This is a genomic window from Arthrobacter sp. EM1 (assembly GCF_029964055.1).
Taxonomy (GTDB): Bacteria; Actinomycetota; Actinomycetes; order Actinomycetales; family Micrococcaceae; genus Arthrobacter.
In genome coordinates this window covers 1,897,739-1,924,175 of record NZ_CP124836.1, presented here as the reverse complement: position 1 = coordinate 1,924,175, position 26,437 = coordinate 1,897,739, and the positions used below count along the sequence as shown (strand labels likewise).

Genomic DNA, 26,437 nt, shown 5'->3' with positions numbered 1-26,437 from the left:
GCAGTGACCACAAACGCAGTGAACAGTGAAGGGTACGTAATCAGCTCATGAAGTCGCAGGAGATCACTAAGCGCTGGATCGACTTTTTTGTCAAAAAGGGCCACACCGCGGTGCCCTCCGCTTCCTTGGTCTCCAGCGACCCGTCCCTGCTGTTCACCGTCGCCGGCATGGTCCCGTTTATCCCGTACCTGACGGCCCGGGAGGAAGCGCCGTACGAGCGTGCCACGAGCGTGCAAAAGTGCATCCGGACCGGCGACATCGAGGAAGTCGGCAAGACCGCCCGCCACGGGACGTTCTTCCAGATGTGCGGGAACTTCTCCTTCGGCGACTACTTCAAGGAAGACGCCATCAAGTTCGCCTGGGAACTGCTCACCTCGAGCGTTGACGACGGCGGGTACGGGCTCCCACCCGAGCGGCTGTGGGTCACTGTCTACGAAGAGGACGATGAGGCCGAGCAGCTCTGGCTCCGGAACACAGGCATGCCTGCCGCGCGGATCCAGCGGATGGGCAAGGCGGACAACTACTGGTCCACCGGCCAGCCCGGTCCCGCCGGCCCCTGCTCCGAGATCTACTATGACCGTGGCCCCTCCTACGGCGTCGAGGGCGGCCCGATCGCGGACGAGAACCGCTACGTGGAAATCTGGAACCTGGTGTTTATGCAGTACCAGATCGACAACGTCCGCTCCAAGGTTGACTTCGACATCACCGGCGAACTCCCGAAAAAGAACATCGACACCGGCCTGGGCATGGAGCGGCTGGCGATGATCCTGCAGGACGTCGAAAACATGTACGAGACGGACCAGGTCCGCCCGGTGATCGACAGGGCCGCGGCCCTCTCCGGCCGGGAATACACCTCCGCCGAGTCCGCGGCCGACCCGCATCACACCGACGACGTCCGGATGCGTGTCGTCGCCGACCACATCCGATCCTCCCTGATGTTGATCGCCGACGGCGTGACCCCCTCCAACGAGGGCCGCGGCTACGTGCTGCGCCGCCTGATCCGGCGGGCCGTGCGCTCGATGCGCCTGCTCGGCGTCGAAAAAGCGTGCCTGCCGGAGCTGCTGCCCGCTTCCCGGGATGCCATGAAGGGCGTCTACCCCATCGTCGAGACGGACTTCGACCGGATCAGCCGGATCGCCTACGCGGAGGAGAAGGCGTTCCTGCGCACCATCGCCTCCGGCACGGCCCGGCTGGAGGACGCCGTCAAGGAGTCACAGGCCGCCGGGCGTCCGCTGTCCGGCCCCGACGCCTTCGCCCTGCATGATACTTACGGTTTCCCGATCGACCTGACCCTTGAGATGGCCGAAGAGGCCGGGCTTAAGGTCGACGAGCCGGAGTTCCGAAAGCTGATGCTCGAACAGCGCCAGCGCGCGCAGGCCGACGCGAAGGGCAAAAAGGGTTCCCACGCCGACCTCAGCGCCTTCCAGGAGCTGCTGTCCGCCGGAGAGACTGTTTTCACCGGCTACACCGAACTCGCGGGGGAATCGAAGGTACGCGGCATCCTTGCCGGCGGCCGCAAGGTCTCCCAGGCCTCCACCGGGGAGGAAATCGAGCTGGTGCTCGCCGAGACCCCCTTCTACGCCGAAGCCGGCGGCCAGGCCGCAGACACCGGACTGATCACCGGGGACGGTTTTGTCGTCGAGGTCCTGGACGTCCAGCGCCCGATCAAGGGGCTGAGTGTGCACAAGGCAATTGTCCGCGAGGGCGAAATCGGAGCGGACTCCCTCGTCCAGGCGGCCGTGGACCGGGAACGCCGGCATGCCGCCGAGCAGGCCCACACCGGGACCCACATCGTGCACGCCGCCCTCCATCAGATCCTCGGCCCGGAAGCACTCCAGCGCGGCTCCTTCAACAAGGCAGGCTACCTGCGCTTCGACTTCGCCTGGGGCGAAGGCCTCAGCCCCGCCACGCGCTCCGAAATTGAAGAAGTTTCCAACATCGCCATCCGCAACAACTACCGGGTGGACACCAAAGTGATGGGACTGGCCGAGGCCAAGGCCCTCGGTGCCATGGCACTCTTCGGCGAAAATTACGGCAACGAGGTCCGTGTTGTGGAGATCGACGGTGCCTGGTCCCGTGAACTCTGTGGCGGCACCCATGTTGCGAACACCTCGCTGATCGGCAGCCTGTCACTGCTCGGGGAACAGTCTGTCGGCTCGGGAAACCGCCGCGTCGAGGCCTTCGTCGGAATGGACGCCTTCCGGCACCTCGCTGCCGAACGCGCGCTGGTCACCGAACTCACCGACATGCTTAAGGTGCCGTCGGGACTGCTCGCGGACCGGATCGCCGCCACCCTGGCCAAACTCAAGACCGCCGAAAAGGAACTCGAGCGGTTGCGCAAGGAGCAGCTCACAGCTGCCGCCGGCCAGCTGGTGGGTACCGCCAGGGATGCCGCCGGCATCAAGGTCATCGCGCACGACGCCGGCCAGGTCAGCGGTGCGGACGACCTCCGCGGCCTGGCCCTGGATTTGCGGACCCGGCTCGGTTCCGATCCGGCCGCCGTCGCGGTTGCCGGTGTCAGTAATGACCGTCCGGTGATCCTGATCGCGACCAACGATGCCGCCCGGGCGGCAGGGGTCAAGGCTGGGGTCCTGGTGCGGCTCGCCGCGGGAATCCTCGGCGGCGGCGGCGGCGGCAAGGACGACGTCGCCCAGGGCGGCGGCACGGACGCCGGCAAGGTCGGCGCGGCCCTCGCCGCCGTCGTGGACGCCATCACCGGACGATAGTGGAAAAGCCGTGAACGAAACTGCTGTGCCCGGCGGCTACCCAATCGGCGTAAAGCTCGGGGTAGACGTCGGGACCGTCCGGGTTGGTGTGGCTGTCTGTGACCGTGACGGCATCCTGGCCACGCCGTTGCGCACCCTGGAACGGAACGCGAAGAAGAATACGGACGTGCGGATCCTGGCGGAACTGGCCCTGGAACTCGCCGTTGTGGAGATTTTTGTCGGCCTGCCGAGGACCATGAAGGGTGAGGAGCACGCCTCCGCCCGGATGGCGACTGACTATGCAAAGCTACTGGCGGGTAAACTGGGGGAGTCAGGTTCCGGGGTGCCGGTTCGGCTGGTGGACGAGCGGCTGAGCACAGTATCTGCGCACCGGCACCTGCACGAAGCTGGCATGAGCAGCCGGGATCACCGTAAGGTAGTTGATCAGGTTGCGGCCGCAGGTATCCTGCAACACGCGATCGATATGCAAAAGGCCAGGGGGACGGAGGTCGGACTCCGCGTATACGCGGAGTCCGCGCCGGGGCCGACCGGGGATGGTCCACAGGCCAGTCCGGCACAAGACGAGCATTCTGCACTACGCATTCTGCCCAAAATGGAAGGCTACAGTGAGCCCGGTCAACAGTGACGACTCCTCCGGTGCTGCCTTCGGCACCGGCCGACCGCTGACACGCAGGGAGCTGAGGGCCCAGGAGAAGGTCCAGGCGCCCGAGGGGCACAACGTCGTCCCGCCGCAGGCGTTCGAAACCGGCGAGGAAACCCCTGCGGCAGCACCCGGCGCCGACAACCGATCCGTCCCCGAAACCGGCGACGACGCGGTAGGTAATCGCGGGCTGAGCCAGGCGGACGAGGCGCCGGAGCCGCCGGCCGCAGCCCCGACCGTCCACGAACTGCCCGTGGATCCGGAGGTTCCAGAGGTTCCCGTGGACCATGTCCATCCCGTGGATCCAGAGGTTCCAGAGGTTCCCGTGGAGCATGTCCATCCCGTGGATCCGGAGGTTCCCGTACACGAGTACGCCGGAACTGTGGCAGATGCGGACACCGTCTTCCATGATTCCGACCTTCATCCCGGCGACGAACCGCACCCTGACGGGGTGACCCAGGACGGCCACCCCGACGCGTACACGTTCAACGACGACCATCACCACGAGGAAGACGGCCACGTTGTGTTGGCCGGAGGAGCCGCCATCCGCACGTCCAAGGGTCCGTCCAAGAAGGTCCGCCGCCGGCGCCGCTTCCTTGCCTTGCTGCTGACCCTGGCTGTTTTTGTGGTGGCGATTGCTGTGGGCGCGCAGTTCCTGAAGCCGCTTCTGGGCGCGGACACCGTGGCTGATTACCCGGGGCCCGGAACCGGTGAGGTCATGATTACCGTGCCGCCGGGCGCCGGACCCAAGTCCGTAGCGACCGAGCTGCAGGACAAGAAGGTCGTGGCGAACGCCGACAGTTTCCTGCGCGACTTTGTGGCCTCCGGCGGTGCGCTGGCCCCGGGCGACTTCAGCATGCGCAACGAAATGAAGAACTCGGACGCCGTCGCTGTCCTGCTGAACAAGGACCAAAGCAAGGTGATGTACTTTGCGCTCAGCGCCGGGCTCCGCATCGGTGACTCCCTCCAAGCCATCTCCGAAGGTACCGGAGTGCCGGTATCCGAGCTCAAGGCACTCAACGCATCGCCAGCCCAGTTCGGGGTGCCGGCCAGGGCTAAGACCCTCGAGGGTTTCCTCGCCCCGGGCGAATACCGGTTCCCGATCGGCACCCCGGCCAAGGATGTGGTGCAAAAGCTCGTGACCACCACCCTGGATGAGCTCACGTCCCAAGGCGTCACCGATCCGGCCAAGCAGTACGACGTTGTGACGGTCGCCAGCATTGTCCAGGCCGAGGGCGGCCAGGCCGAATACGGCGATGTGGCAGGCGCGATCTATAACCGCCTCAAGCCCAATAACACGGAGACCAACGGGCTGATCCAGTCGGACGCCACCGTAACCTACGGCCTCGGCATCAAAAGTTTCCACATCGACGAGGACCAGAAGGCGGACAAGTCCAACCCGTATAACACCTACGCCAACCAGGGCCTGCCGGTCGGACCCATCGGATCGCCGGGCCGAACGGCGATTGACGCTGCGGCAAAGCCCAAGACCAACGATTACCTCTACTGGGTGACCATCAACCTGGACACCAAGGAGACACGCTTCTCCAAGACGCTCGCGGAGCACAACACCTACGTGGCCAAATACAACGCTTGGTGTGAGGCAAACGCCGGACGCTGCGTATGACCGGCAGGGCTGCCGTGCTTGGGCACCCGATCAGCCATTCGAAGTCTCCGGCCCTGCACCGGGCCGCCTACGCCCGCCTGGGTGTGGAGCTGGACTATTCGGCGATCGATGTGACCGAAGCCGGGCTGCCGGCCTTTATGGCCCGGGTCAGGAAGGACGTGCAGCTGGGGCCGAGCTGGCACGGGCTGTCCGTCACCATGCCGCTGAAGTCAGCCATGGTCGGCGAAGTGGATGAGGTTCGAGGCGTGGCCCGCGAGCTCGGGGTGGTGAACACGGTCGCGTTCGAACGGCCGGCCGCGGGAACGGGCGCCGCTCCCATCCGTTTGGTCGGCTACAACACCGACGTCGCCGGAATCGTAAACGCACTCCGCCATGCAGGTGCCGCCTCGGCGCCCGCTGCCGCCGTCTTGGGCGGCGGTGGAACCGCAGCCGCTGCCATCGCAGCGCTGAAGGAGCTGGACGCGCCAGCAGCCGACATTTTCGTCCGCGACATCACCCGCGCGCGGGAGGCACGCGCGGCAGCTGCGGCACTTGGCCTGCCCGTGCGGGTCCGGCCCCTGGAGGGCGCGTCTGCCGCCCTGGCCCGGGCCGACGTCGTGATTTCCACGCTGCCCCCGCGGGCCGCCGATCCGCTGGCCGAGGAGTTGGCACGGTTGTTCGCGCAAGGGTCCGGAGGGCCGGCCGGAGAGGTCCGCCCGGGTGTGTTGCTGGACGTCGCATATGAACCCTGGCCCAGCCGGATCGCTGCCGCCTGGCTGAAGGCCGGCGGTGTGGTGGTTCCCGGCCTGGAAATGCTGATCTACCAGGCCGTGGAACAGGTCCGGCATTTCACCGGCCTGCACGAGGCAGTCCCGGCGGAAGTCATAGATGTGATGTGTGACGCAGTCGGGGCACCCCGACGGGTGTTCTAACCGCCTTACATGGCAGGATGGATTTTATGTTGCGTTGGTTGACTGCCGGAGAATCCCATGGGCCGGCCCTGGTCGGAATTATTGAAGGCGTACCCGCTGGTGTGGAGCTCACCAGCGAACGGATCGCTGATTCGCTGGCCCGGCGCCGGCTGGGCTACGGCCGTGGCGCACGGATGAAGTTCGAGCAGGACGTTGTGACAATCCTCGGCGGCGTCCGCCATGGCATCACCCAAGGTGGTCCCGTCGCCATCCAGATCGGCAACACCGAGTGGCCCAAATGGGAGCAGATCATGTCTGCTGACCCCGTGGACCCGGAAATCCTGGCCGACCAGGCCCGCAATGCGCCGCTGACCCGTCCGCGGCCCGGGCACGCGGACTTCACCGGTATGCAGAAGTACGGCTTTGACGAGGCGCGGCCCGTGCTGGAGCGCGCCAGTGCCCGCGAAACGGCTACGCGCGTCGCCCTGGGCGCCGTCGCCTCCGGATTCCTCAAGCAGCTCGGCATCGAACTTGTCTCCCACACCGTGTCGATCGCCACGACGGCCGTGCCGGAAGGGCGGCCGCTCCCGGTCCCGGAGAACGTGCTGGCACTCGACGCCGATCCGCTGCGCTGCTTCGACCGCGAAACCTCCGACGCCATGGTCGCCGAGGTCGACATCGCACACAAGGAAGGCGAAACGCTCGGCGGTATCGTCGAGGTCCTCGCTTACGGGCTTCCGCCGGGACTTGGCAGCTACGTCCATTGGGACCGCCGCCTCGATTCACGGCTGGCGGCAGCCCTGATGGGCATCCAGGCCATCAAGGGCGTTGAAGTCGGTGACGGCTTCCTCACCGCGTCACGCCGCGGCTCGGCTGCCCACGACGAGATTGTTAAGGACGCCGACGGCAGGATCGTGCGCACCTCAAACCGCGCCGGCGGCATTGAAGGCGGAATGAGCATCGGCGACGTGCTGCGGGTGCGCGCCGCGATGAAGCCCATCGCCACGGTGCCCCGAGCCCTCAGGACCGTCGATGTGAGTACTGGCGAGGCCGCCAGGGCCCATCACCAGCGCTCCGACGTCTGTGCGGTTCCCGCAGCGGGCGTCGTCGCCGAAGCCATGGTCGCGCTTGTCCTGGCCGAGGCGGTTGTGGAAAAGTTCGGCGGCGACTCCGTGCAGGAAACCGCCCGAAACATCAAGGGTTACCTGGACAACATTCCGGCGTCCCTGGACTCGATCGGCCGATAGTGCCGGCCGAAATGCCGGCAGGGCCGGCCAGGAATGCTGCCCGGCCCATCGTCTTGATCGGGCCGATGGCAGTCGGCAAATCAGCCATCGGATACCAGCTCGCCCAGCAGTTGGGGGCCACGTTTGTGGACACTGACGTCACAATCGTTGCCAACCACGGCTCCATCGCAGAGATCTTCGCCAGCCGCGGCGAGCATGTGTTCCGCGAACTGGAAGCCAGGGCCGTCGCCCGGGCCCTGGAAGACGCGCAAGGCAGGAATACGGTAGTCTCGCTTGGCGGCGGGGCAGTCCTGGACTCCGGTACCCAGCAACTGCTGGGGCACTGCACAGTGGTCTACCTCGAGTGTGACGCCGGCACAGTGGTTGACCGGATCGCCAGGAATTCCGGCCGGCCCTTACTGGCCGGAGATGCCATGGAACGCTGGAAGGCATTGTTCGCCACCCGCCGGCCGGTCTACGAACGGCTGGCTGACCTGGTCTTCGATGTGCGCAACGGAACCGTTGCGGACATCGCACACCGGCTTGAAGATGCGCTGCGCGCGTATGGCGCGGCGGGAACCGCTGGTGTACCCGCACCAGCGGCGACAAAGGAAGTTGAAAAGTGAACACCGAATCAACCGTCATCAAGGTCACCGGGCAGACGCCCGGTGAGAACTACGACGTCGTGGTGGGCCGCGGCCTGCTGGCCAGCCTGCCCGGACTGCTGGGGGAACGGGTCAAACGGGTCCTTGTTATCCACCCGCGCGCCCTGCGCCTCACCGGTGACACCGTCAGGGAAGAGCTCTCGTCGGCGGGCTTCACGGCACTCACCGCCGAAATTCCCGATGCTGAAGAAGGCAAACACATCGAGGTGGCCTCTTTCTGCTGGCAGGTGCTGGGCCAGAACGACTTCACCCGATCGGATGCCGTCGTTGCTGTTGGCGGCGGGGCCGTGACCGACCTTGCCGGCTTTGTCGCCGCGACCTGGCTTCGCGGTGTCAAAGTCATCCACATGCCCACGAGCCTGCTCGGTATGGTCGACGCGGCCGTCGGCGGCAAAACCGGCATCAACACCGCCGAAGGCAAGAACCTCGTTGGTGCCTTCCACCCGCCGGCCGCTGTTCTCGCGGATCTCGATACCCTGGACACACTGCCGAAAAACGAGATTATTTCCGGCCTGGCCGAGGTCATCAAATGCGGCTTCATCGCGGACCCGGCCATCCTCGAACTGATCGAGAAAGACCCCGCGGCAGTCACCGAGCCCCGCGGTGACGCGTTGCGGGAACTGATTGAACGCGCCGTCACGGTGAAGGCCACGGTCGTCTCCGCGGACCTCAAAGAAACCGGCCAGCGCGAAATCCTCAACTACGGCCACACCCTGGGCCACGCGATCGAGCTCGCCGAACGCTACTCCTGGCGCCACGGCGCCGCCGTCTCGGTCGGGATGATGTTCGCTGCGGAACTGGCCCGCAGCGTGGGGCGCCTCAGCGACGCCAGCGCCGACCGGCACCGCAGCATCCTGGAAAGCCTCGGTCTGCCCGTGACCTACCGGCGCGACCGCTGGCAGGCGCTGCTCGACGGAATGCGGCGGGACAAAAAGTCCCGCGGTGACCTGCTGCGCTTTGTGGTGCTCGACGGCGTAGCACGCCCCGGTATCCTCGACGTCCCGGACACCTCGCTGCTGTTCGCCGCGTACCAGGAGATTGCCTCCTGATGGCATTCCTCCCAGGCGGTACCAGCGACTGGCCCGCTGCAGGGTTCCCCGGGATCAAGATCAACCCGGACAGCCTGGTCCCGCAAATCGTCAATGAGGATGCCGTCGCCGAAGCGCTTGCAGCATCGACGGACCCGGGGGACCTGATCTTTGTGCGTCTGGTCGAAGGGCACCCGGCCGAGGCTGCAGAGTTGCTCGCCGAAGCCCGCTACAGTGACCCTGGCTCGTTGCGCCTGCGCATCTTCGAAGCCGACGTACTGCGGGTTTCCAACCGGCTTGACCGGGCCGTTGAGCTGTTTGATCAGCTGCTGGCGGAGACCCGCGGCACACCGGACGAGGCGGTCATCCGCCAGCACCTCGGACGGTCCCACTTTGCCAGCGGCAACGTCGGCGCCGCCGTCGAAAGCTTCGCCAAAGCGCTGGACCTGCGTGTGGCCGGGTCTGCCGACGCGGCACTGATCTACGCCTCCACGGTGGCTCTGCAACGCGCCCGGTACGTGCTGGATCTCGACTCTTGACGCGGGTCCGCGCGGGCCTGCGTGCAGCTTCCGGCCGCACCCGTCCGGCAGCGGGCAGACAAAACCGGTAGAATGGTTTTTGGATTTTTGATAAATACGCGCTGGCGGGCCATTTGGCATGCTTGCCTGGCATAACCGGCTGGCAGCTAGAAGCCGTCAGAAGAGAAACCAGAGGATACAGTGGCAACCACTAACGACATCAAGAACGGAACCGTCCTCAAACTTGAGGGCCAGCTCTGGAACATCATCGAGTTCCAGCACGTCAAACCCGGTAAGGGTGGCGCGTTCGTCCGCACAAAGATGCGCAACGTGATGTCCGGCAAGGTCGTGGACAAGACCTTCAACGCCGGACTGAAGATCGAGACCGCAACGGTAGACCGCCGTGACTACCAGTACCTGTACCAGGACGGCGCGGACTTCGTGTTTATGGACACGGCCGATTTCGACCAGCTCACCGTTTCGGGGGCAACCGTCGGGGACGCCACCAACTTTATGCTCGAGAACCAGAAGGTCAGCATTGCCATCCATGAGGGCAACCCGCTGTACATCGAGCTGCCGCCCAGCGTGGTACTGGAAATCACCTACACGGAACCGGGCCTTCAGGGCGACCGCTCCTCGGCCGGCACCAAGCCCGCCACCCTTGAGACCGGCTACGAGATCCAGGTGCCGTTGTTCGTCGAGAACAACACCAAGGTCAAAGTTGATACCCGTGACGGAAACTACCTCGGGCGGGTTAACGACTAGTGAGTGCCCGCGGTAAGGCCCGCAACCGGGCCCTGGATGTGCTCTTTGAGGCGGAACAACGTTCCGTGTCAGCGTTCGATGTGCTGAAGTCCCGGCGGGAGCAGACGGACCAGATCGTTAACCCGTACACCCTCGAAATCGTCGAGGGTGTGGTCTCCCACCAGGCTGCGATCGACGAATTCCTGGAAACCTATTCGCAGGGGTGGACGCTGGAACGTATGCCGTCCGTGGACCGCATCATCCTGCGGATCGGCACCTGGGAGCTGCTGTACAACGACGACGTGCCCGACGGCGTTGCCGTCAGCGAGGCCGTGGCCCTGGCCAAGACCCTCTCCACCGACGAGTCGCCGTCGTTTATCAACGGCCTGCTGGGCCGGCTGCAGCAGCTGAAGCCTTCGCTGCTCGCCTGACCCCGAAGCTCACAATAACCCCGTCCGGATCATCCCGGGCGGGGTTCTTTGGTGTTCTCCAGGCAGCCGGCGACGGCGTCCGGGAGGGGGCAGTCTCGGCGGGTTGATGGTGCCCGTCGAGGTGGTGTACGGGCGCATCGCAGCCCCTGAGGATCCGCTGCCGGGGCCGGCCGGTAATACTCCGGCCGGACATGTCCGAGCCACGTCGGATTGGCCTGCCGGGGCCGCGGCCGCGGACCGCCCGGGAGTCCGCCGGAGCGGTGGTGCTCCGGCGGTGGATCATTTGTTCTTATGGACTCGAGCCCATGTGCGTGTGAGCTGAATCGCAGGCCCCCGGCGTCGGCGCCGTCGGGGTGCTGTGGTAATTTAGGAGCGCAAACCATCCTTTTTTAATTCCGTCCCGTGAGGCGGGGAAAGGGGAGACGAGCGTTGACTTCTGTTCCAGAAGCACCGGTTCCGGCCAAGGCTGCACTCGCCCGCGTAGTGCTGAGCCAGGCGGATATAGACCGTGCACTCACTCGTATCGCCCATGAAATTCTCGAGTCCAACAAAGGCTCCCAGGATCTGGTCCTGCTGGGCATCCCGCGCCGGGGCTACCCGCTCGCCGTCCGGCTCGCCGCCAAGATTGCCGCCGCAGATCCGACCGTGGACCCCGCGGCGATTGTCGGCCAGCTGGATGTGACAATGTTCCGCGACGATCTCTCCCACCAGGGACTGCGGCCGCCGTACCCCACCCAGCTTCCCCGCACCGGCATCGACAACAAGGTAGTTGTCCTGATCGACGACGTCCTGTACTCCGGCCGGACCATCCGGGCGGCCCTCGACGCGATCATCGACCTGGGCCGGCCACGGATCGTGCGCCTTGCAGTGCTGATTGACCGCGGCCACCGGGAGTTGCCCATCCGCGCGGACCATGTGGGCAAAAACCTCCCCACGTCCTCTTCCGAAAAGGTCCGGGTCCGGCTGGCGGAGACCGACTCGGTCGACGGCGTACCGGTCAACGAAGTGGTTATCGAGGCCGCCGCATGAAGCACCTGCTCTCCACCGAGGACCTGAGCCTGTCCAACGCGGTCCGGATCCTCGACACCGCCGAGGAAATGGCCGCGGTGGGGGAGCGTGAGGTGAAAAAGCTTCCCACCCTGCGCGGCCGGACCGTCGTGAACCTGTTCTTCGAGGACTCAACGCGCACCCGGATCTCCTTCGAGGCCGCCGCCAAACGGCTCTCCGCCGACGTCATCAACTTCGCTGCGAAGGGTTCCTCCGTCTCCAAAGGCGAATCCCTCAAGGACACCGCCCAGACACTCGCTGCGATGGGCGCCGACGCCGTCGTTATCCGGCACTGGGCCTCCGGTGCCCCGCACCGCCTCGCCGCCACCGACTGGATCGACGCCGCCGTAATCAACGCCGGCGACGGCACCCACGAACACCCCACCCAGGCGCTGCTGGACGCCTTCACCATGCGCCGGCACTGGTCACGGCTGGCCGGAACCCCGTCCGCGGGTGCGGACCTCGCCGGCATGCGGGTAGCGATTGCCGGCGACGTGCTGCACTCCCGGGTGGCGCGTTCCAACGTCTGGTTGCTGCGCACCCTCGGCGCCGAGGTCACCCTGGTTGCCCCGCCGACGCTGCTGCCGATCGGCGTCGAAAAATGGCCCTGCAGCGTCAGCTACGACCTTGACGAGACGCTTGCCGGCGGCGTTGACGCCGTGATGATGCTGCGGGTCCAGGGCGAGCGGATGAACGCGTCGTTCTTCCCGAGCACCCGCGAATATTCGCGGCGCTGGGGCTTTGATGACAACCGCCTCCAGGCCCTCGACCATCTGGGCCTGAAAGACACCATCATCATGCACCCCGGGCCGATGAACCGCGGGCTGGAAATCTCTTCCGCCGCGGCCGACTCGCCCCGCTCCACGGTGCTGGCTCAGGTCCGCAACGGTGTGTCCATCCGCATGGCAGCCCTCTATCTGCTGCTCTCAGGTGACAACCGCGAACCGGCAGGCCACACCAGCACCATCCGCCCCGCAGAGAACACCTCCACCCCCGCCCCCAAGGAGAGCCACTAATGGCAGCACAACCCCAGGACCCCGGAGCGGGCGCCTACCTGATCCGCGGCGCCGCCATCCTCGGCGGAGCCCCCGAAGACCTGCTGATCCGGGACGGAATCATTGCCGCCCGCGGGCACAACCTCCCAGCGGACGGGGCGACCGTCATCAACGCGGCCGGCCTGGTGGCCCTGCCCGGCATGGTGGATATCCACACGCACTTGCGTGAACCCGGCCGCGAAGACGCCGAAACGGTCGAAACCGGCACCCGCGCCGCGGCCCTGGGCGGCTACACGGCGGTGCACGCGATGGCCAACAGCACCCCGGTGGCCGATACTGCCGGCGTCGTCGAACAGGTCCTCACCCTCGGCCGCACCGCCGGCTGGGTGGACGTCCGCCCGGTGGGCGCCGTCACCGTGGGCCTGGCGGGGGAGCAGCTGGCCGAGCTCGGTGCGATGGCGGACTCCCGGGCCCGCGTCCGGGTCTTCTCCGATGACGGCGTGTGTGTCCACGACCCCGTCCTGATGCGCCGTGCGCTGGAATACGTCAAAGCGTTCGACGGCGTCGTGGCCCAGCACGCACAGGAACCCCGTCTCACCGCCGGGGCCCAGATGAACGAAGGGGAGGTCTCCGCCGTCCTCGGCCTCACCGGCTGGCCCGCCGTCGCCGAGGAAAGCATCATTGCCCGCGACGTCCTCCTGGCCCAGCACGTCGGCTCCAGGCTGCACGTCTGCCACGTCTCCACCGCAGGTTCCGTAGAGATCATCCGCTGGGCCAAATCCCGCGGCGTGAACGTCACGGCCGAAGTCACCCCGCACCACCTCTGGCTCACCGATGAGCTAGCGCGCAGCTACGACCCGGTCTACAAGGTCAACCCGCCGCTGCGCACCGGCGCCGATGTCCAGGCCCTGCGCGCCGCTCTCGCCGACGGCACGATCGACGTTGTGGGCACCGACCACGCCCCGCACCCCAGCGAACACAAGGAGTGTGAATGGGCGCAGGCGGCCATGGGCATGACCGGGCTGGAAACCGCGCTGTCCGTTGTCCAGCACACCATGATCGAAACCGGGCTGATGGGCTGGGCCGACTTCGCGCGCGTCACCTCCAGCGCCCCGGCGGCAATCGGCCGCCTTGGCGACCAGGGCCGTCCGCTGGAGGCCGGCGAACCCGCCAACGTCACACTCGTGGACCCGGCTGCGCGCTGGACCGTGGACCCTTCTAAGATGGCCACCATGGGCCGCAACTCACCGTTTGCCGGCCGGGAGCTTCCCGGCAAAGTGGTGGCGACGTTCTTCAAGGGCCACCCCACAGTCCTGGACGGCCAGCTCAATACCCCCTACCGGTGGCCGGCAGAGCCCGCTGGCACCGCATCGGCGGGCCGTCCCTGATGGACAGGTTGCTCCCCGGACTTTTGATGCTCGCCCTCGCGGCAGCGGTGCTGGTGCTGATGTGGTTCGGCTGGCGGAACCGACTCCGCCGCCAGGCCGACGTCGACCCCCTCCCGCCGGTCCCCGCCGCTCTCGGCGCATCGCTGGCCGCCGCCGCCGGCCAGTACGTGACCACCACCACCGCCGGCGACTGGCTGGACCGGATCGCCGTGCATCAGCTGGGGATCCGGACGAACGCCGAACTCAGCGTCCACCCCGAAGGGGTGCTGTTCGACCGCGCCGGCGCCGGCCCGGTCTTTATCCCCGCGGGCAGCCTCACCGGCGTGCGGCAGGAAAGCGGGATGGCCGGAAAATTCGTCGAAAAGGACGGGCTGCTGATAATCAGCTGGATGCTCGGCAGCCGCGAACTCGATTCCGGGTTCCGCACCCGACGCGCCGACGACAAAAACATCCTCCTCAAAGCACTGCATGATTTGATCCCCGCGGCCCCCCAGGCCAATGCCGATAGTGGAAAGTAACGACGTGACGGAATCCAACGAAGTTTCAGACGTGACAACAACTGCAGCGACAACAACTGCACCCGCCCCCGCCGTGTTCGTCCTGGAGGACGGCCGGATATTCCGCGGTACCAGCTACGGCGCCACCGGAACCGCGCTCGGCGAAGCCGTCTTCGCGACCGGAATGACCGGCTACCAGGAGACCATCACGGACCCCTCCTACGCCCGCCAGCTGGTAGTCCAGACCGCCCCGCACATCGGCAACACCGGGGTGAACAAGGAAGACGCAGAGTCCCGGCGCATCTGGGTGGCCGGCTACATCGTCCGCGACGCCGCCCGGCGGCCCTCCAACTGGCGCTCCGAACGCAGCCTCGATGCTGAATTGGCCGAACAGGGAATCGTCGGCATCCAGGGCGTGGACACCCGCGCCATCACACGCCACCTCCGCGAACACAAGACCATGCGGGCCGGAATCTTTTCCGGCGACGCCGCCCGCGCGGCGGACCGGGAGCTGGTCGAGGCGGTCCTGGCCAGTGCCCCGATGGAGGGCTCACGCCTGGCCGAGGAAGTCAGCGTTGATGAGGCCTACACCGTGGAACCCAAGGACTGGGGCTGGGACGGCGAACCCGTCTTCAGCATCGCCGCGATCGACCTCGGCATCAAAAGGATGACTCCCGTCCGCTTCGCCGAACGCGGCGTCCGGGTGCATGTGCTGCCGGCCACCGCCACCCTGGCCGATGTCCAGGCGGTCAACCCCGACGGCTTCTTTATGTCCAACGGACCGGGCGATCCCGCTACCGCCGACAACCAAGTCAAGCTGCTCCGCTCCGTCCTGGACGAGAAGATCCCGTACTTCGGCATCTGCTTTGGCAACCAGATCCTGGGCCGTGCCCTGGGATTCGGCACCTACAAGCTGCGCTACGGCCACCGCGGCATCAACCAGCCGGTCCTGGACCGCCGCACCGGCAAGGTGGAAATCACCTCGCAGAACCACGGCTTCGCCGTCGACGCCCCGCTCGACGGGGCCACGCAGGCCCCGGAGGAGCGCTTTGGCCGGGTCGAAGTCAGCCACATCAGCTTGAATGATGAGGTTGTGGAGGGGCTGTCCTGCCTCGACATCCCGGCCTTCTCGGTCCAGTACCACCCCGAGGCAGCCGCCGGACCGCACGACGCCGCCTACCTCTTTGACCGCTTCATCGAGCTGATGGCGGACACTGCTTCCGCTACAAAGACTGCCACCGACTCCAAGACTGAGGACACGAAGTAATGCCTAAGAGAACTGACCTTAAGAGCGTCCTGGTCATCGGCTCCGGCCCGATCGTGATCGGCCAGGCCGCCGAATTCGACTACTCCGGCACCCAGGCCCTGCGCGTCCTCAAGGAGGAGGGCCTGCGCGTCATCCTCGTCAACTCCAACCCGGCCACCATCATGACCGACCCCGAGTTTGCCGACGCCACGTACATCGAGCCGATCACCCCCGAAGTGGTCGAGAAGATCATCGCCAAGGAACGCCCTGACGCGATCCTGCCCACCCTTGGCGGCCAGACCGCACTGAACACCGCCATCGCGCTGGACAAAAACGGCGTCCTGGAGAAATACAACGTCGAACTGATCGGCGCCAACATCGCCGCGATCGAGCTCGGCGAGGACCGCGAAAAGTTCAAGGGTGTGGTGGAACGCTGCGGCGCCGAATCGGCCCGCAGCCACATCATCCACTCCCTTGCTGAGGCACTGACCGCCGCCGAGGACCTCGGCTACCCGATGGTGGTCCGGCCCTCCTTCACCATGGGCGGCCTCGGCTCCGGCCTGGCCTACGACGAGAAGGACCTCCGCCGGATCGTTGGCCAGGGACTGCAGTACAGCCCCACCAGTGAGGTGCTGCTCGAAGAGAGCATCCTCGGCTGGAAGGAGTACGAGCTTGAGATGATGCGCGACAAGAACGACAACGTTGTGGTCGTCTGCTCGATCGAGAACTTCGACCCGGTCGGGGTACACACCGGGGACTCGATCACCGTCGCCCCCGCGCTGACACTGACGGACCGCGAATACCAGCGGCTGCGCGACATTTCCATCGCCGTCATCCGCGAAGTCGGCGTCGACACCGGCGGCTGCAACATCCAGTTCGCCGTCGAGCCGGACACCGGCCGCGTCGTCGTGATTGAAATGAACCCGCGGGTCTCCCGGTCCTCCGCCCTGGCCTCCAAGGCCACCGGCTTCGCGATCGCAAAGATCGCCACCAAGCTCTCGCTCGGTTACACCCTGGACGAGATCCCAAACGACATCACACAGAAGACCCCGGCGTCCTTCGAACCGACGCTGGACTACGTCGTCGTGAAGGTCCCGCGCTTTGCTTTTGAGAAGTTCCCGGCCGCTGACCCCACGCTGACCACCACCATGAAATCGGTCGGCGAGGCCATGGCGATGGGCCGCAACTTCACCGAGGCCCTGCAGAAGGCGTTGCGTTCCCTCGAGCAGAAGGGCTCGCAGCTGGACTTCAGCCACGTTCCGGAATGGGAAGTCCCGGAACTGATCGAAAAATCCAAGCGTCCCACCACCGAGCGCCTGCACCAGGTCCAGCGTGCCATGCTCGGCGGGGCCACCGTGGAGCAGCTTTTCGAAGCGACGAAGATCGACCCCTGGTACCTGGACCAGCTCCAGCTGCTGAATGAGATCTCGGTTGAAATCCGCAAGGCCGCCGCACTGACCCCGGAGATGCTGACCCGGGCCAAGCGCCACGGCTTCTCCGACGAACAGATTGGTGCCCTGACGCACAACTCCGAGGACGTCGTCCGCGGCGTCCGCCAGGCCCTCGGCATCCGCCCCGTCTACAAGACCGTGGACACCTGCGCCGCCGAGTTCGCCGCGTACACCCCCTACCATTACTCCTCCTACGACGAGGAGGACGAGATCGCGCTGCACGCCAAGCCGTCCATCATCATCCTCGGCTCCGGGCCGAACCGGATCGGGCAGGGAATTGAGTTTGACTATTCCTGCGTCCATGCCTCCATGGCGCTCCGCAAGGCCGGCTACGAAACAGTGATGGTCAACTGCAACCCCGAGACCGTCTCCACCGACTACGACGTCTCCACCCGGCTGTACTTCGAGCCGCTGACGCTTGAGGACGTCCTGGAAGTCATCGCGGCCGAGGAACGCACCGGCGGCGTGCTGGGCGTGTTCGTCCAGCTCGGCGGACAGACCCCGCTCAAGCTCGCCCAGCAGCTCGCCGATGCCGGCGTGCCGATCCTGGGTACCTCCCCGGAAGCGATCGACCTCGCCGAGCACCGCGGCGCCTTCTCCCGCGTGCTGGACAAGGCCGGACTCATCTCGCCCAAGAACGGCACCGCTGTGTCTTTCGACGACGCCAAAAAGATCGCTGACGAGATCGGCTACCCGGTCCTGGTCCGGCCGTCCTACGTACTCGGTGGCCGCGGCATGGAGATCGTCTACGACGAGCCCAACCTCTCCCGCTACATCGCCAACGCCACTGAGATCACCCCGGACCACCCGGTGCTGATCGACAGGTTCCTCGAGGACGCCGTCGAAATCGACGTCGACGCCCTCTATGACGGCACCGAGATGTACCTTGGCGGCATCATGGAGCACATTGAGGAAGCCGGCATCCACTCCGGCGACTCCGCCTGCGTGCTGCCGCCGATCACCTTGGGCAACAACGTGCTCGAACGCGTCCGCACCGCCACCCTGGCCATCGCCGAAGGTGTAGGTGTCCGCGGCCTCATCAACATCCAGTTCGCCCTTGCCTCCGACGTGCTCTACGTCCTGGAAGCCAACCCTCGGGCTTCCCGCACCGTCCCGTTCGTCTCCAAGGCCACCGGTGTGCAGATGGCGAAGGCGGCTGCCCTGATCGGCACCGGCGTCACCATCAACCAGCTCCGCACCGCTTACAAAATGCTGCCGGAAACCGGGGACGGCTCCACGCTGCCGCTGGACGCGCCGGTGTCGGTCAAGGAAGCCGTGCTGCCGTTCAGCCGCTTCCGCACCCCGGAGGGGAAGGTAGTGGACTCCCTGCTCGGGCCGGAAATGCGCTCAACCGGTGAGGTGATGGGGATCGACAAGCACTTTGACACCGCCTTCGCCAAGAGCCAGGCAGCCGCCAACAACGCGCTGCCCACCGAGGGCAAGATCTTCGTCTCGGTCGCGAACCGGGACAAGCGCTCCGTCATCATGGGCGTCAAGCGGCTTTCCGACCTTGGCTTCGAGATCGTCTCCACCGGCGGTACCGCTGATGTGCTGCGCCGCAACGGTATCCAGGCCACCCCGGTCCGAAAGGTCGCCGAGGGCTCCAGTGCCGACGGCGAAGGCACCATCGCGGACCTCATCATCGCCGGTGAGATCGACATGGTCTTCAACACCCCCTCCGGCGGCGAAGCCCGCAGCGACGGCTACGAACTGCGCGCCGCCGCGACGTCGATCGGCATCCCGTGCATCACGACGGTGGCGGAGTTCAACGCCGCCGTCCAGGCCATCGAGGCGCTTCGTACCTACGAATGGTCCGTTACGAGCCTGCAGGAGCACGCCGCGGCACTGGCGCTCTCACAGGAGCGGATGTCCCAGGAGGCGAACTCGCATGCCTGAGGCCACCGCCGCTGACCCGGCGGCCCGGGAGTCCTTCGGTTCCCGGTTGGGCCGGGCCATGGCGGAGCGCGGGCCATTGTGCGTTGGGATCGATCCGCACCCGGCGCTGCTGCAGCAGTGGGGACTGAACGACGACGCCGCCGGGCTCGAAAGCTTCTCGCTCACCGTCCTGGAGGCCGTGTCTGCCCTCGCTGCCGCGGTTAAACCGCAAGTGGCGCTGTACGAGCGGCACGGCTCGGCCGGCATGGCTGTGCTGGAACGCACTCTCGCCGCGGCGGCGCAGGCCGGGGTGCTGACAATTGCCGACGCGAAACGCGGCGACATCGGCTCCACCATGGCCGCGTACGCGGACGCCTGGCTGCGGGACGGTTCCGCCCTGGCCGCCGATTCGGTCACGCTGAGCCCCTACCTGGGCTTCGAGTCGCTCCGTCCGGCCCTGGAGCTTGCGGCGCACACCGGGCGAGGTGTGTTCGTCCTGGCACTGACGTCCAATCCGGAGGGTGCCTCGGTCCAGCACGTGGGGGGCGCCGACTCCGTTGCCCGCCGGATCGTGCGGGCGGCTGCCGCGGAGAACCGTCGGTATCCGGGGGAGTTGGGTTCGGTAGGCCTCGTTGTGGGCGCGACCGTCGGCTCCGCGCTGCTGGACCTGGACCTGGATCTCGCCGTCGTCCGTGGTCCGATCCTGGCCCCGGGGCTGGGGGCACAAGGCGCGACGGCGGCGGATTTGCGCCGGACCTTCGGCGGCGCCTACGGCCAGGTCCTGGCTACGTCCAGCCGGGATATTCTCTCCGCCGGCCCGCGGATCAAAGACCTCCAGGCAGCGGTCCGTCGCACGCTCGGGGAGCTGCGCGCAGCCTGAGCGCGACCGCGTGCACAGCGGACGGAACCGGCCGCTGTGCGGACCGCTCTGCGGGCCGTCTGCGGCACATGCCGGCCGCGGTCCGCTGCGGCAGCGACACCGGGCAGTGCTGCGAAACTTGTCCATTGATTTCTGCCTCGCCAAGACGGTAGGTTCAGGGGAAGTTCGCGGCACCGCACGGTGGTGCGTGCGGTCCGTCCGGGCGGGCAGTCGAAGCGGTCCGTCCGACAAGGCAGGGAGGCATTCATTGGGTTTGCGACCTCTCACTGCGCAGGAGCGTGCCGACGCCCTCGGGAAGGCCGCCGCGGCCAGGACAACCCGGGCCGCGGCCAAGGACCGGCTGAAATCGGGACAGCTGACAATCGCGCAATTGCTGGGCGAAGGCGAGAGCAATGACGCGATCGCCAGAATGCGGATCGTCGAGCTGCTTGAAGCCCTCCCCGGCATCGGACCGGTGCGTGCCGCGGCGATTATGGCACAACTGGGCATCGCGGCATCCCGCCGGGTCCGCGGTTTGGGAACTCACCAGCGCCGGGCGCTGGTAGATTTTATAGACAACAAGCAGCCCGGACCGCCGGGCTGACTCCCAACCGGATCAAAGGAATATGTGAGCAAGAAACCGGGACTGACAGTCCTCGCTGGCCCGACGGCTGTTGGCAAAGGCACCGTGTCCACCTATATCCGGGACAACTATCCCGGCGTCTGGCTTTCCGTTTCGGCGACCACACGTCCGGCGCGGCCCGGCGAAGTCGACGGCGTCCACTACTTCTTCAAATCGGCCGAGGAATTTGACGTCCTGGTCGAGAACGGGGACCTCCTCGAGTGGGCGGTGGTCCATGGGCGGAACCGCTACGGCACCCTGCGCAGCACGGTAGACGCCGCCATCGCCGATGGCCGTTCGGTGCTCCTGGAGATCGACCTGCAGGGTGCGCGCCAGGTCAAACAGGCCGTGCCGGATGCCCAGTTTGTCTTCCTGGCGCCACCTAGCTGGGATGAAATGGTCCGCCGCCTGGTCGGCCGCGGCACGGAAACGGCGGAGGAACAGCAGCGACGGCTTGAAACCGCTAAACTAGAACTTGCCGCTGAACCGGAGTTTCACCACACCGTCATCAATGATGACGTTCGACGGGCAGCGGACGAGCTTGTTTCACTCATGGGGCTGACCCCGAACCCACGCTAGGCGCCGGGACGTATCGGCCCGTTAGAATTTGGAGAATTCGTGTCCACGAACCTTGAAGGCATCATCAACCCGCCGATCGACGAGCTGCTGAAGGCCGCCGACTCGAAGTATGGACTGGTAATTTTCGGCGCCAAGCGCGCACGCCAGATCAACGCGTACTACGCGCAGCTGCACGAGGGCCTGTTCGAGTACGTCGGCCCGCTGGTCGACACCAAGCTGAACGAGAAGTCGCTTTCCATCGCGCTGCGCGAGATCAATGAAGGCAAGCTCGTCTCCACTCCGATCGAACCTGCAGAGTAATTACGCAGGCGGAGCACACGTGCGCATAGTCCTCGGAGTCGGGGGAGGGATAGCCGCCTACAAGGTGGCGTCGCTCCTCCGGCTTTTTACTGAAGCCGGCCATAACGTTACAGTGATCCCCACGGAAGCCGCGACCCGCTTTGTTGGTGTCGCCACGTGGGAAGCGCTGTCCGGAAATCCGGTCCGCAACAGCGTTTTCGACGAGGTTCACACCGTCAACCATGTCCGGCTCGGACACGAGGCCGAACTGATCGTAGTGGCCCCCGCCACCGCCGACCTGCTGGCCCGTGCCGCGGCCGGCCAGGCCAACGACCTGCTGAGCAACACGCTGCTGATGGCCGGCGGGTCTCCGGTGCTGATGGCGCCCGCCATGCACACCGAGATGTGGCAGCACCCGGCGACCCAGGCGAATGTCGAGACACTCCGCAGCCGGGGCATCACCGTGCTGGAGCCTGCCTCCGGAAGGCTCACCGGATCGGACTCCGGGCCCGGCCGGCTGCCTGAGCCCGAAGCTATTTTCGAGGCGGCACTCGCCCTCGCAGGGGCGCCCGCTCCCGCAGCTGTTCCAGTGGCGGAGGACGCCGATCCTTCGCCGCTGCGGCCACTGGCCGGACTCACTGTTACTGTCAGCGCCGGCGGCACACGGGAACCGCTGGACCCCGTCCGGTTCCTCGGCAATCGGTCCTCCGGCAAACAAGGTGCGGCACTGGCCGTCGCCGCCCGTGAAGCCGGGGCCAAGGTCCGGCTGCTGGCCGCGCACATGGACGTCCCCGCACCGGCCGGAGTCGACGTGATCAGGGTCGGGACTGCCTTGGAGCTCCGCAAGGCGGCCCTGCACGCGGCCGCTGACTCCGACGTCATCATCATGGCGGCCGCCGTGGCGGACTTCCGCCCGGCGGATGTGTCCAACACCAAAATCAAAAAGCGCGACGACGTCGCCGATCCGGTCATTTCGCTGGTCCGCAACCCGGACATCCTGCGCGAACTCGTCGAGGTCCGGGACGCGGCCTTGCGCCGCCAACTGATCGTAGGCTTCGCGGCGGAGACCGGTGATGCGGACGGGGACGTGCTGGAATACGCGGCGGCCAAGCTGCGCCGCAAGGCATGCGACCTGCTCGTCGTTAACCAGGTGGGCCAGGACAAAGTCTTCGGCGAAGACACTAACTCCGTAGTCATCCTTTCCCGCTCCGGCTCCGAACACCAAGAGGCGTCGGGCTCGAAGTCCGACGTCGCGGCTGCCGTAATAGAGCGCATCAGCGCCGAGCTCAGCCGGGTTGTTCCGCCCGCTTGAACCCGGTGTCAGCTGCGTCTCCGTCGTAAGGGGACACACGCCGCCGGACGTCCGTTTTCCAACCAGTAAGGTAGTTGAGTGACTTTACCGCTGCACATCCCTGATTTCCACGGGCCCACGCCCGCATCACTTCGGCTCTTCACCTCCGAGTCGGTGACCGAAGGGCACCCCGACAAGATCTGCGACCAGATCAGCGATGCGATCCTCGACGCCCTGTTGTCCAAGGACCCCGAGTCCCGGGTTGCCGTGGAGACACTTGCCACTACCGGGCTGGTCCACGTCGCCGGCGAGGTCACCACCGACGCTTACGTCGAAATCCCGCAGATCGTGCGGGAAACCATCCTGGGCATCGGCTACGACTCCTCGGCCAACGGTTTCGACGGTGCCCGCTGCGGTGTGTCCGTCTCGATCGGGCAGCAGTCCAATGACATCGCCGGTGGCGTTTTCAACTCGCTAGAATCGCGCGAGGGACGCCAGGAGGACGACTACGACCTCCAGGGCGCGGGAGACCAAGGCCTGATGTTCGGCTACGCCAGCGACGAGACCCCCTCCTACATGCCGGTCCCGATCTGGCTCGCGCACCGGCTCTCCGAAAAGCTGACCGAGGTCCGCAAGAGCGGCGAGCTCGGCTACCTGCGACCGGACGGCAAGACCCAGGTCACCGTTGGCTACGACGGTGACCGGCCGGTATCGGTAGAGACCGTGGTTATCTCCAGCCAGCACGCTGAAGGCACCAGCCTCGACCAGCTCCGCGCCGATCTCGCGGCCCACGTCGTTGACCCGGTCATGGCACTGTCCAACCTGGACATCTCCCGGGCCAGGAACATCCTGAACCCGGCCGGTGCCTTCGTTATTGGCGGCCCGGTCGGCGACGCCGGCCTCACCGGACGAAAGATCATCGTTGACACCTACGGCGGCATGGCACGCCACGGCGGCGGCGCCTTCTCCGGCAAGGACCCGTCCAAGGTGGACCGCTCAGCCGCGTACGCCATGCGCTGGGTCGCCAAGAACGTGGTGGCTGCCGGACTCGCCAAGCGCGCCGAAATCCAGATCGCCTACGCGATCGGGCAGGCCCGCCCGGTAGGGACCTATGTCGAAACCTTCGGCACCGAGACCGTCGATCCGGCCAGGATCAGTGCCGCGATCGCGGAAATCTTTGACCTGCGCCCCCGTGCCATCATCGACGCCCTCGACCTCAAGCGGCCGATCTACGCCAAGACCGCCGCCCACGGCCACTTTGGCCGGGAGGATCCCGACTTCACGTGGGAGCGGCTGGACCGGGTAGACGCGCTGAAGGCGTTCTTCAACGCGTAAGACGCCCGGCTTGTGCAGCCTGGTCACCGCAACGGCTAATCGCTTACGGTGAATTAATGTCGCTGCCCCATGATGAGCTGTAGCCAGGCCGCCGAATCCGGCGGCCTGGCTGTTTTGTTTCATGCAGTGCTGGCTGGGCCGGCGCTGAACCGCTGCTGAAGGGAGGAGACAAATGAACGGCCCGATTAAACACGCCACCCCGGATGAACCCCATCAACTCTCATTGCTGCAGGGCTTTCCCACCGTGGCAGCGGCGTCCCCGGGACCGGAACTAGCCGCCCGGCTTCCGGTGGCGCGGGTGCGGCTGGAATCTTCCCTCCCGCACCTTGACCGGCCCTTCGACTACAGCGTGCCCGCCGCCCTGGACGCCGCGGCGCAACCTGGGGTCCGGGTGAAAGTTAAGTTCAACGGTCAGGAGCTCGCCGGATACCTGATGGACCGGGCAGCCGAATCCGACGCCGGCCACCCCCTCGTTCCGCTGTACAAAGTGCTCTCGCCGGTGCCGGTGCTAACGGCCGCCGTCGCAGAACTCGCGGGACGTGTTGCGGCCCGCTACGCCGGCAATGTCAGCGACGTACTCCGCGTGGCGGTTCCGCCGCGGATGGCGAAACTGGAGAAGGAGCTCGCCGCCGAGGGGGTCCTGGACCCCTCAGTCTTCGCCGACGAGGCCTCCGGGCGCGGAACGGGCGCGGCACTTCCCGGCGGTCTGGAAGGTTCACGCTGGTCCGGGTACCGCAACGGACCGGCCTTCCTGCAGCACCTGAACGCAGGCGAGTCGCCGCGGGCGGTGCTCAGCGCACTGCAGGGCTACGGTGCCGGCGGCTGGCCCCGGCTGATCGCCGAAGCAGTTGCAGCCGTCCGCCTCTCCGGCCGCGGGGCCATCGTTGTGGTGCCCGACTACCGTGACCTGGACCGGGCGGAAACGGCGCTCCTGCAGCTGCTGCCGGCCGGGGACGTCGCCCGGCTCACGGCGGACGATGGCCAGACGCCCCGCTACCGCAGCTTCCTGCGGATCCTCAGCGGCGCCGCCGGGGTTGCTGTCGGCACCAGGTCCGCCGCCTACGCCCCGGTGCACAACCTGGGTCTCGTTGTCTGCTGGGACGACGGTGACGACCTGCACATCGAGCAGCGCTCACCCTACGCCCATACCCGCGAAGTCCTGCTGCTGCGCGCCGAGCAGGAGGGCGCGGCGTGCCTGCTCGCAGCGCATACCCGGAGTACCGAAACGCAGCGACTCGTCGAGGCAGGATGGGCCCGGTCGGTGGAGGCCGGACGCTCCGTTGTCCGCCGGAGCGTCCCGCGTGTGCTGAACACGGCCGACAGCTACGAACTTGAACACGATCCGCTGGCCCGGATCGCACGGCTGCCCGGCGCGGCCTGGCGTGCTGCCAAGGACGGACTCGAACGCGGCCCGGTCCTGGTCCAGGTCGCGAGGGCCGGTTACGCCCCGTCGCTGGCCTGTGAAAACTGCCGGGAGCCGGCGCGCTGTACGTCCTGCAGCGGGCCGCTGGCCATCGCCGGGGCCAGCGGGAGCTCCGCGGTGCCGCAATGCCGCTGGTGTTCAACGCCGGCGGCTGACTGGCGCTGCGGCACGTGCAATGGTACACGGCTGAGGCGCGGCGCCACGGGGGCCCTGCGGACGGCTGAGGAACTGGGCCGGGCCTTCCCCGGGAAGCCGGTGGTCACCTCATCCGGGGACCGGGTGCTGGCAACCGTTCCTGATTCCAAGGCGCTGGTAGTCGCCACGGTCGGCGCCGAACCCGTCGCGCCCGGAGGCTATGCGGCGGCACTTCTGCTGGACGGCGATTCACTGCTGCGGCGAGAAAACCTGCGGGCCGGGGAAGACGCCGTCAGGCGCTGGTTCAACGCTGCGGCGCTGGTCCGCCCCGCCGGGGAGGGCGGGCTCGTGGTGATCACCGCTGACGACGCCGCCGGTGTGGGCGCGCTGCTGCGCTGGGACCCGGCCGGCTACGCCGAGCGTGAGCTTTCCCTGCGCCAGGAACTGCAGCTGCCCCCTGCTGTTCGGGTCGCGTCGCTGACGGGCGGCCGGACCGCCGTCGGGCACTTCAGCCAGGCCGTCGAGCAACAGCTGGCCGCGCAGGGGATTACCCTTCGGACAGCGGGCCCCGCGCCGCTTGTGATCACCGGCGCACCCGCCCACGGCAGCGTTCGGGGCGCGGCGGGGGATGATGTCCGGACCCTGATGTTCATCCCCTACGGCCAGGCGGCCCACGTCACCATGGCGTTGCGGGCGGTTAAGGCCGCCGCGGCCGCCAAACGCACGGACGACCCGGTGCAGCTGCGGCTGGACGGCGTGGACGTGCTCTAGGGAAGGACCAAGAGGTGCCGGCCGCCTCGGCGCTTGTACAGCGGACTTGCGGAAATGACACCGCGGCCAGCCTCCAGGACGTGACTTCTGCCGCTGCCGGCATCGACGTGTTCCCGGGATTACAAGGAGTGCAGATCTACTCCGATGGC

At 66.7% G+C, this 26,437-nt stretch carries 23 protein-coding genes; all 23 read left to right on the top strand.

Annotation, left to right across the window (positions count from 1 at the left end):
* Positions 1–47: 47 nt before the first annotated feature.
* The 23 genes from alaS to QI450_RS08670 all read left to right on the top strand — a co-directional run bounded on the left by alaS (position 48) and on the right by QI450_RS08670 (position 26,288).
* Complete coding sequence (alaS, locus tag QI450_RS08780) at positions 48–2,726, top strand: alanine--tRNA ligase (RefSeq protein ID WP_226775126.1); 2,679 nt, start codon at positions 48–50, stop codon at positions 2,724–2,726.
* A gap of 10 nt (positions 2,727–2,736) precedes the next feature.
* The gene (gene ruvX / locus QI450_RS08775; RefSeq protein ID WP_226775127.1) at positions 2,737–3,351 is read left to right on the top strand and encodes a Holliday junction resolvase RuvX; all 615 of its coding nucleotides are present in this window, start codon (positions 2,737–2,739) and stop codon (positions 3,349–3,351) included.
* Positions 3,332–4,993, top strand: a complete 1,662-nt coding sequence (mltG, locus tag QI450_RS08770) for an endolytic transglycosylase MltG (protein ID WP_226775128.1) — start codon at positions 3,332–3,334, stop codon at positions 4,991–4,993. The genes ruvX and mltG overlap by 20 nt, the downstream gene beginning before the upstream one ends.
* Positions 4,990–5,904 carry a shikimate dehydrogenase gene (locus tag QI450_RS08765; RefSeq protein WP_226775129.1) on the top strand — a complete coding sequence of 305 codons (915 nt, stop codon included), beginning with the start codon at positions 4,990–4,992 and terminating at the stop codon, positions 5,902–5,904. The genes mltG and QI450_RS08765 overlap by 4 nt, the downstream gene beginning before the upstream one ends.
* A 26-nt stretch (positions 5,905–5,930) precedes the next feature.
* Positions 5,931–7,130 carry a chorismate synthase gene (aroC, locus tag QI450_RS08760; protein WP_226775130.1) on the top strand — a complete coding sequence of 400 codons (1,200 nt, stop codon included), beginning with the start codon at positions 5,931–5,933 and terminating at the stop codon, positions 7,128–7,130.
* An 11-nt stretch (positions 7,131–7,141) separates the two neighbouring features.
* Complete coding sequence (locus tag QI450_RS08755; RefSeq protein ID WP_226775131.1) at positions 7,142–7,735, top strand: shikimate kinase; 594 nt, start codon at positions 7,142–7,144, stop codon at positions 7,733–7,735.
* Positions 7,732–8,823: a 3-dehydroquinate synthase gene (gene aroB, locus QI450_RS08750; protein WP_226775132.1), complete on the top strand. Its 1,092-nt coding sequence runs from the start codon at positions 7,732–7,734 to the stop codon at positions 8,821–8,823. Before QI450_RS08755 ends, aroB begins: the two co-directional genes overlap by 4 nt.
* Positions 8,823–9,341: a tetratricopeptide repeat protein gene (locus QI450_RS08745; protein WP_226775133.1), complete on the top strand. Its 519-nt coding sequence runs from the start codon at positions 8,823–8,825 to the stop codon at positions 9,339–9,341. The genes aroB and QI450_RS08745 overlap by 1 nt, the downstream gene beginning before the upstream one ends.
* A 180-nt stretch (positions 9,342–9,521) precedes the next feature.
* Entirely contained in the window at positions 9,522–10,085 is a 564-nt protein-coding gene (gene efp / locus QI450_RS08740) for an elongation factor P (protein ID WP_226775134.1), read from the top strand.
* Positions 10,085–10,495 (top strand): transcription antitermination factor NusB, encoded by a 411-nt coding sequence (nusB, locus tag QI450_RS08735; RefSeq protein WP_024368581.1) that lies wholly within the window; start codon positions 10,085–10,087, stop codon positions 10,493–10,495. Before efp ends, nusB begins: the two co-directional genes overlap by 1 nt.
* Before the next feature lie 429 nt (positions 10,496–10,924).
* Positions 10,925–11,524 carry a bifunctional pyr operon transcriptional regulator/uracil phosphoribosyltransferase PyrR gene (gene pyrR, locus QI450_RS08730; RefSeq protein ID WP_226775135.1) on the top strand — a complete coding sequence of 200 codons (600 nt, stop codon included), beginning with the start codon at positions 10,925–10,927 and terminating at the stop codon, positions 11,522–11,524.
* On the top strand, positions 11,521–12,558 hold the full coding sequence (locus QI450_RS08725) for an aspartate carbamoyltransferase catalytic subunit (protein ID WP_226775136.1): 1,038 nt from the start codon (positions 11,521–11,523) through the stop codon (positions 12,556–12,558). The genes pyrR and QI450_RS08725 overlap by 4 nt, the downstream gene beginning before the upstream one ends.
* Entirely contained in the window at positions 12,558–13,925 is a 1,368-nt protein-coding gene (locus tag QI450_RS08720) for a dihydroorotase (RefSeq protein WP_226775137.1), read from the top strand. The genes QI450_RS08725 and QI450_RS08720 overlap by 1 nt, the downstream gene beginning before the upstream one ends.
* Positions 13,925–14,443: a hypothetical protein gene (locus tag QI450_RS08715; protein WP_226775189.1), complete on the top strand. Its 519-nt coding sequence runs from the start codon at positions 13,925–13,927 to the stop codon at positions 14,441–14,443. Before QI450_RS08720 ends, QI450_RS08715 begins: the two co-directional genes overlap by 1 nt.
* Entirely contained in the window at positions 14,424–15,689 is a 1,266-nt protein-coding gene (gene carA / locus QI450_RS08710; protein ID WP_226775138.1) for a glutamine-hydrolyzing carbamoyl-phosphate synthase small subunit, read from the top strand. The genes QI450_RS08715 and carA overlap by 20 nt, the downstream gene beginning before the upstream one ends.
* Positions 15,689–19,015 carry a carbamoyl-phosphate synthase large subunit gene (gene carB, locus QI450_RS08705; protein WP_226775139.1) on the top strand — a complete coding sequence of 1,109 codons (3,327 nt, stop codon included), beginning with the start codon at positions 15,689–15,691 and terminating at the stop codon, positions 19,013–19,015. Before carA ends, carB begins: the two co-directional genes overlap by 1 nt.
* On the top strand, positions 19,008–19,874 hold the full coding sequence (gene pyrF / locus QI450_RS08700; RefSeq protein WP_226775140.1) for an orotidine-5'-phosphate decarboxylase: 867 nt from the start codon (positions 19,008–19,010) through the stop codon (positions 19,872–19,874). Before carB ends, pyrF begins: the two co-directional genes overlap by 8 nt.
* Before the next feature lie 247 nt (positions 19,875–20,121).
* Positions 20,122–20,457, top strand: a complete 336-nt coding sequence (gene mihF, locus QI450_RS08695; protein ID WP_226775141.1) for an integration host factor, actinobacterial type — start codon at positions 20,122–20,124, stop codon at positions 20,455–20,457.
* A 24-nt stretch (positions 20,458–20,481) separates the two neighbouring features.
* The gene (gmk, locus tag QI450_RS08690; RefSeq protein ID WP_226775142.1) at positions 20,482–21,054 is read left to right on the top strand and encodes a guanylate kinase; all 573 of its coding nucleotides are present in this window, start codon (positions 20,482–20,484) and stop codon (positions 21,052–21,054) included.
* 39 nt (positions 21,055–21,093) lie between these two features.
* Positions 21,094–21,354 carry a DNA-directed RNA polymerase subunit omega gene (gene rpoZ, locus QI450_RS08685; protein WP_011692102.1) on the top strand — a complete coding sequence of 87 codons (261 nt, stop codon included), beginning with the start codon at positions 21,094–21,096 and terminating at the stop codon, positions 21,352–21,354.
* A gap of 19 nt (positions 21,355–21,373) precedes the next feature.
* Positions 21,374–22,645, top strand: a complete 1,272-nt coding sequence (coaBC, locus tag QI450_RS08680; protein ID WP_226775143.1) for a bifunctional phosphopantothenoylcysteine decarboxylase/phosphopantothenate--cysteine ligase CoaBC — start codon at positions 21,374–21,376, stop codon at positions 22,643–22,645.
* A 78-nt stretch (positions 22,646–22,723) separates the two neighbouring features.
* Entirely contained in the window at positions 22,724–23,959 is a 1,236-nt protein-coding gene (gene metK, locus QI450_RS08675) for a methionine adenosyltransferase (protein WP_226775144.1), read from the top strand.
* A 172-nt stretch (positions 23,960–24,131) separates the two neighbouring features.
* Positions 24,132–26,288, top strand: coding sequence for a primosomal protein N' (locus QI450_RS08670; protein ID WP_226775145.1), 2,157 nt, complete (start codon positions 24,132–24,134; stop codon positions 26,286–26,288).
* The last annotated feature ends 149 nt before the right edge of the window (positions 26,289–26,437 follow it).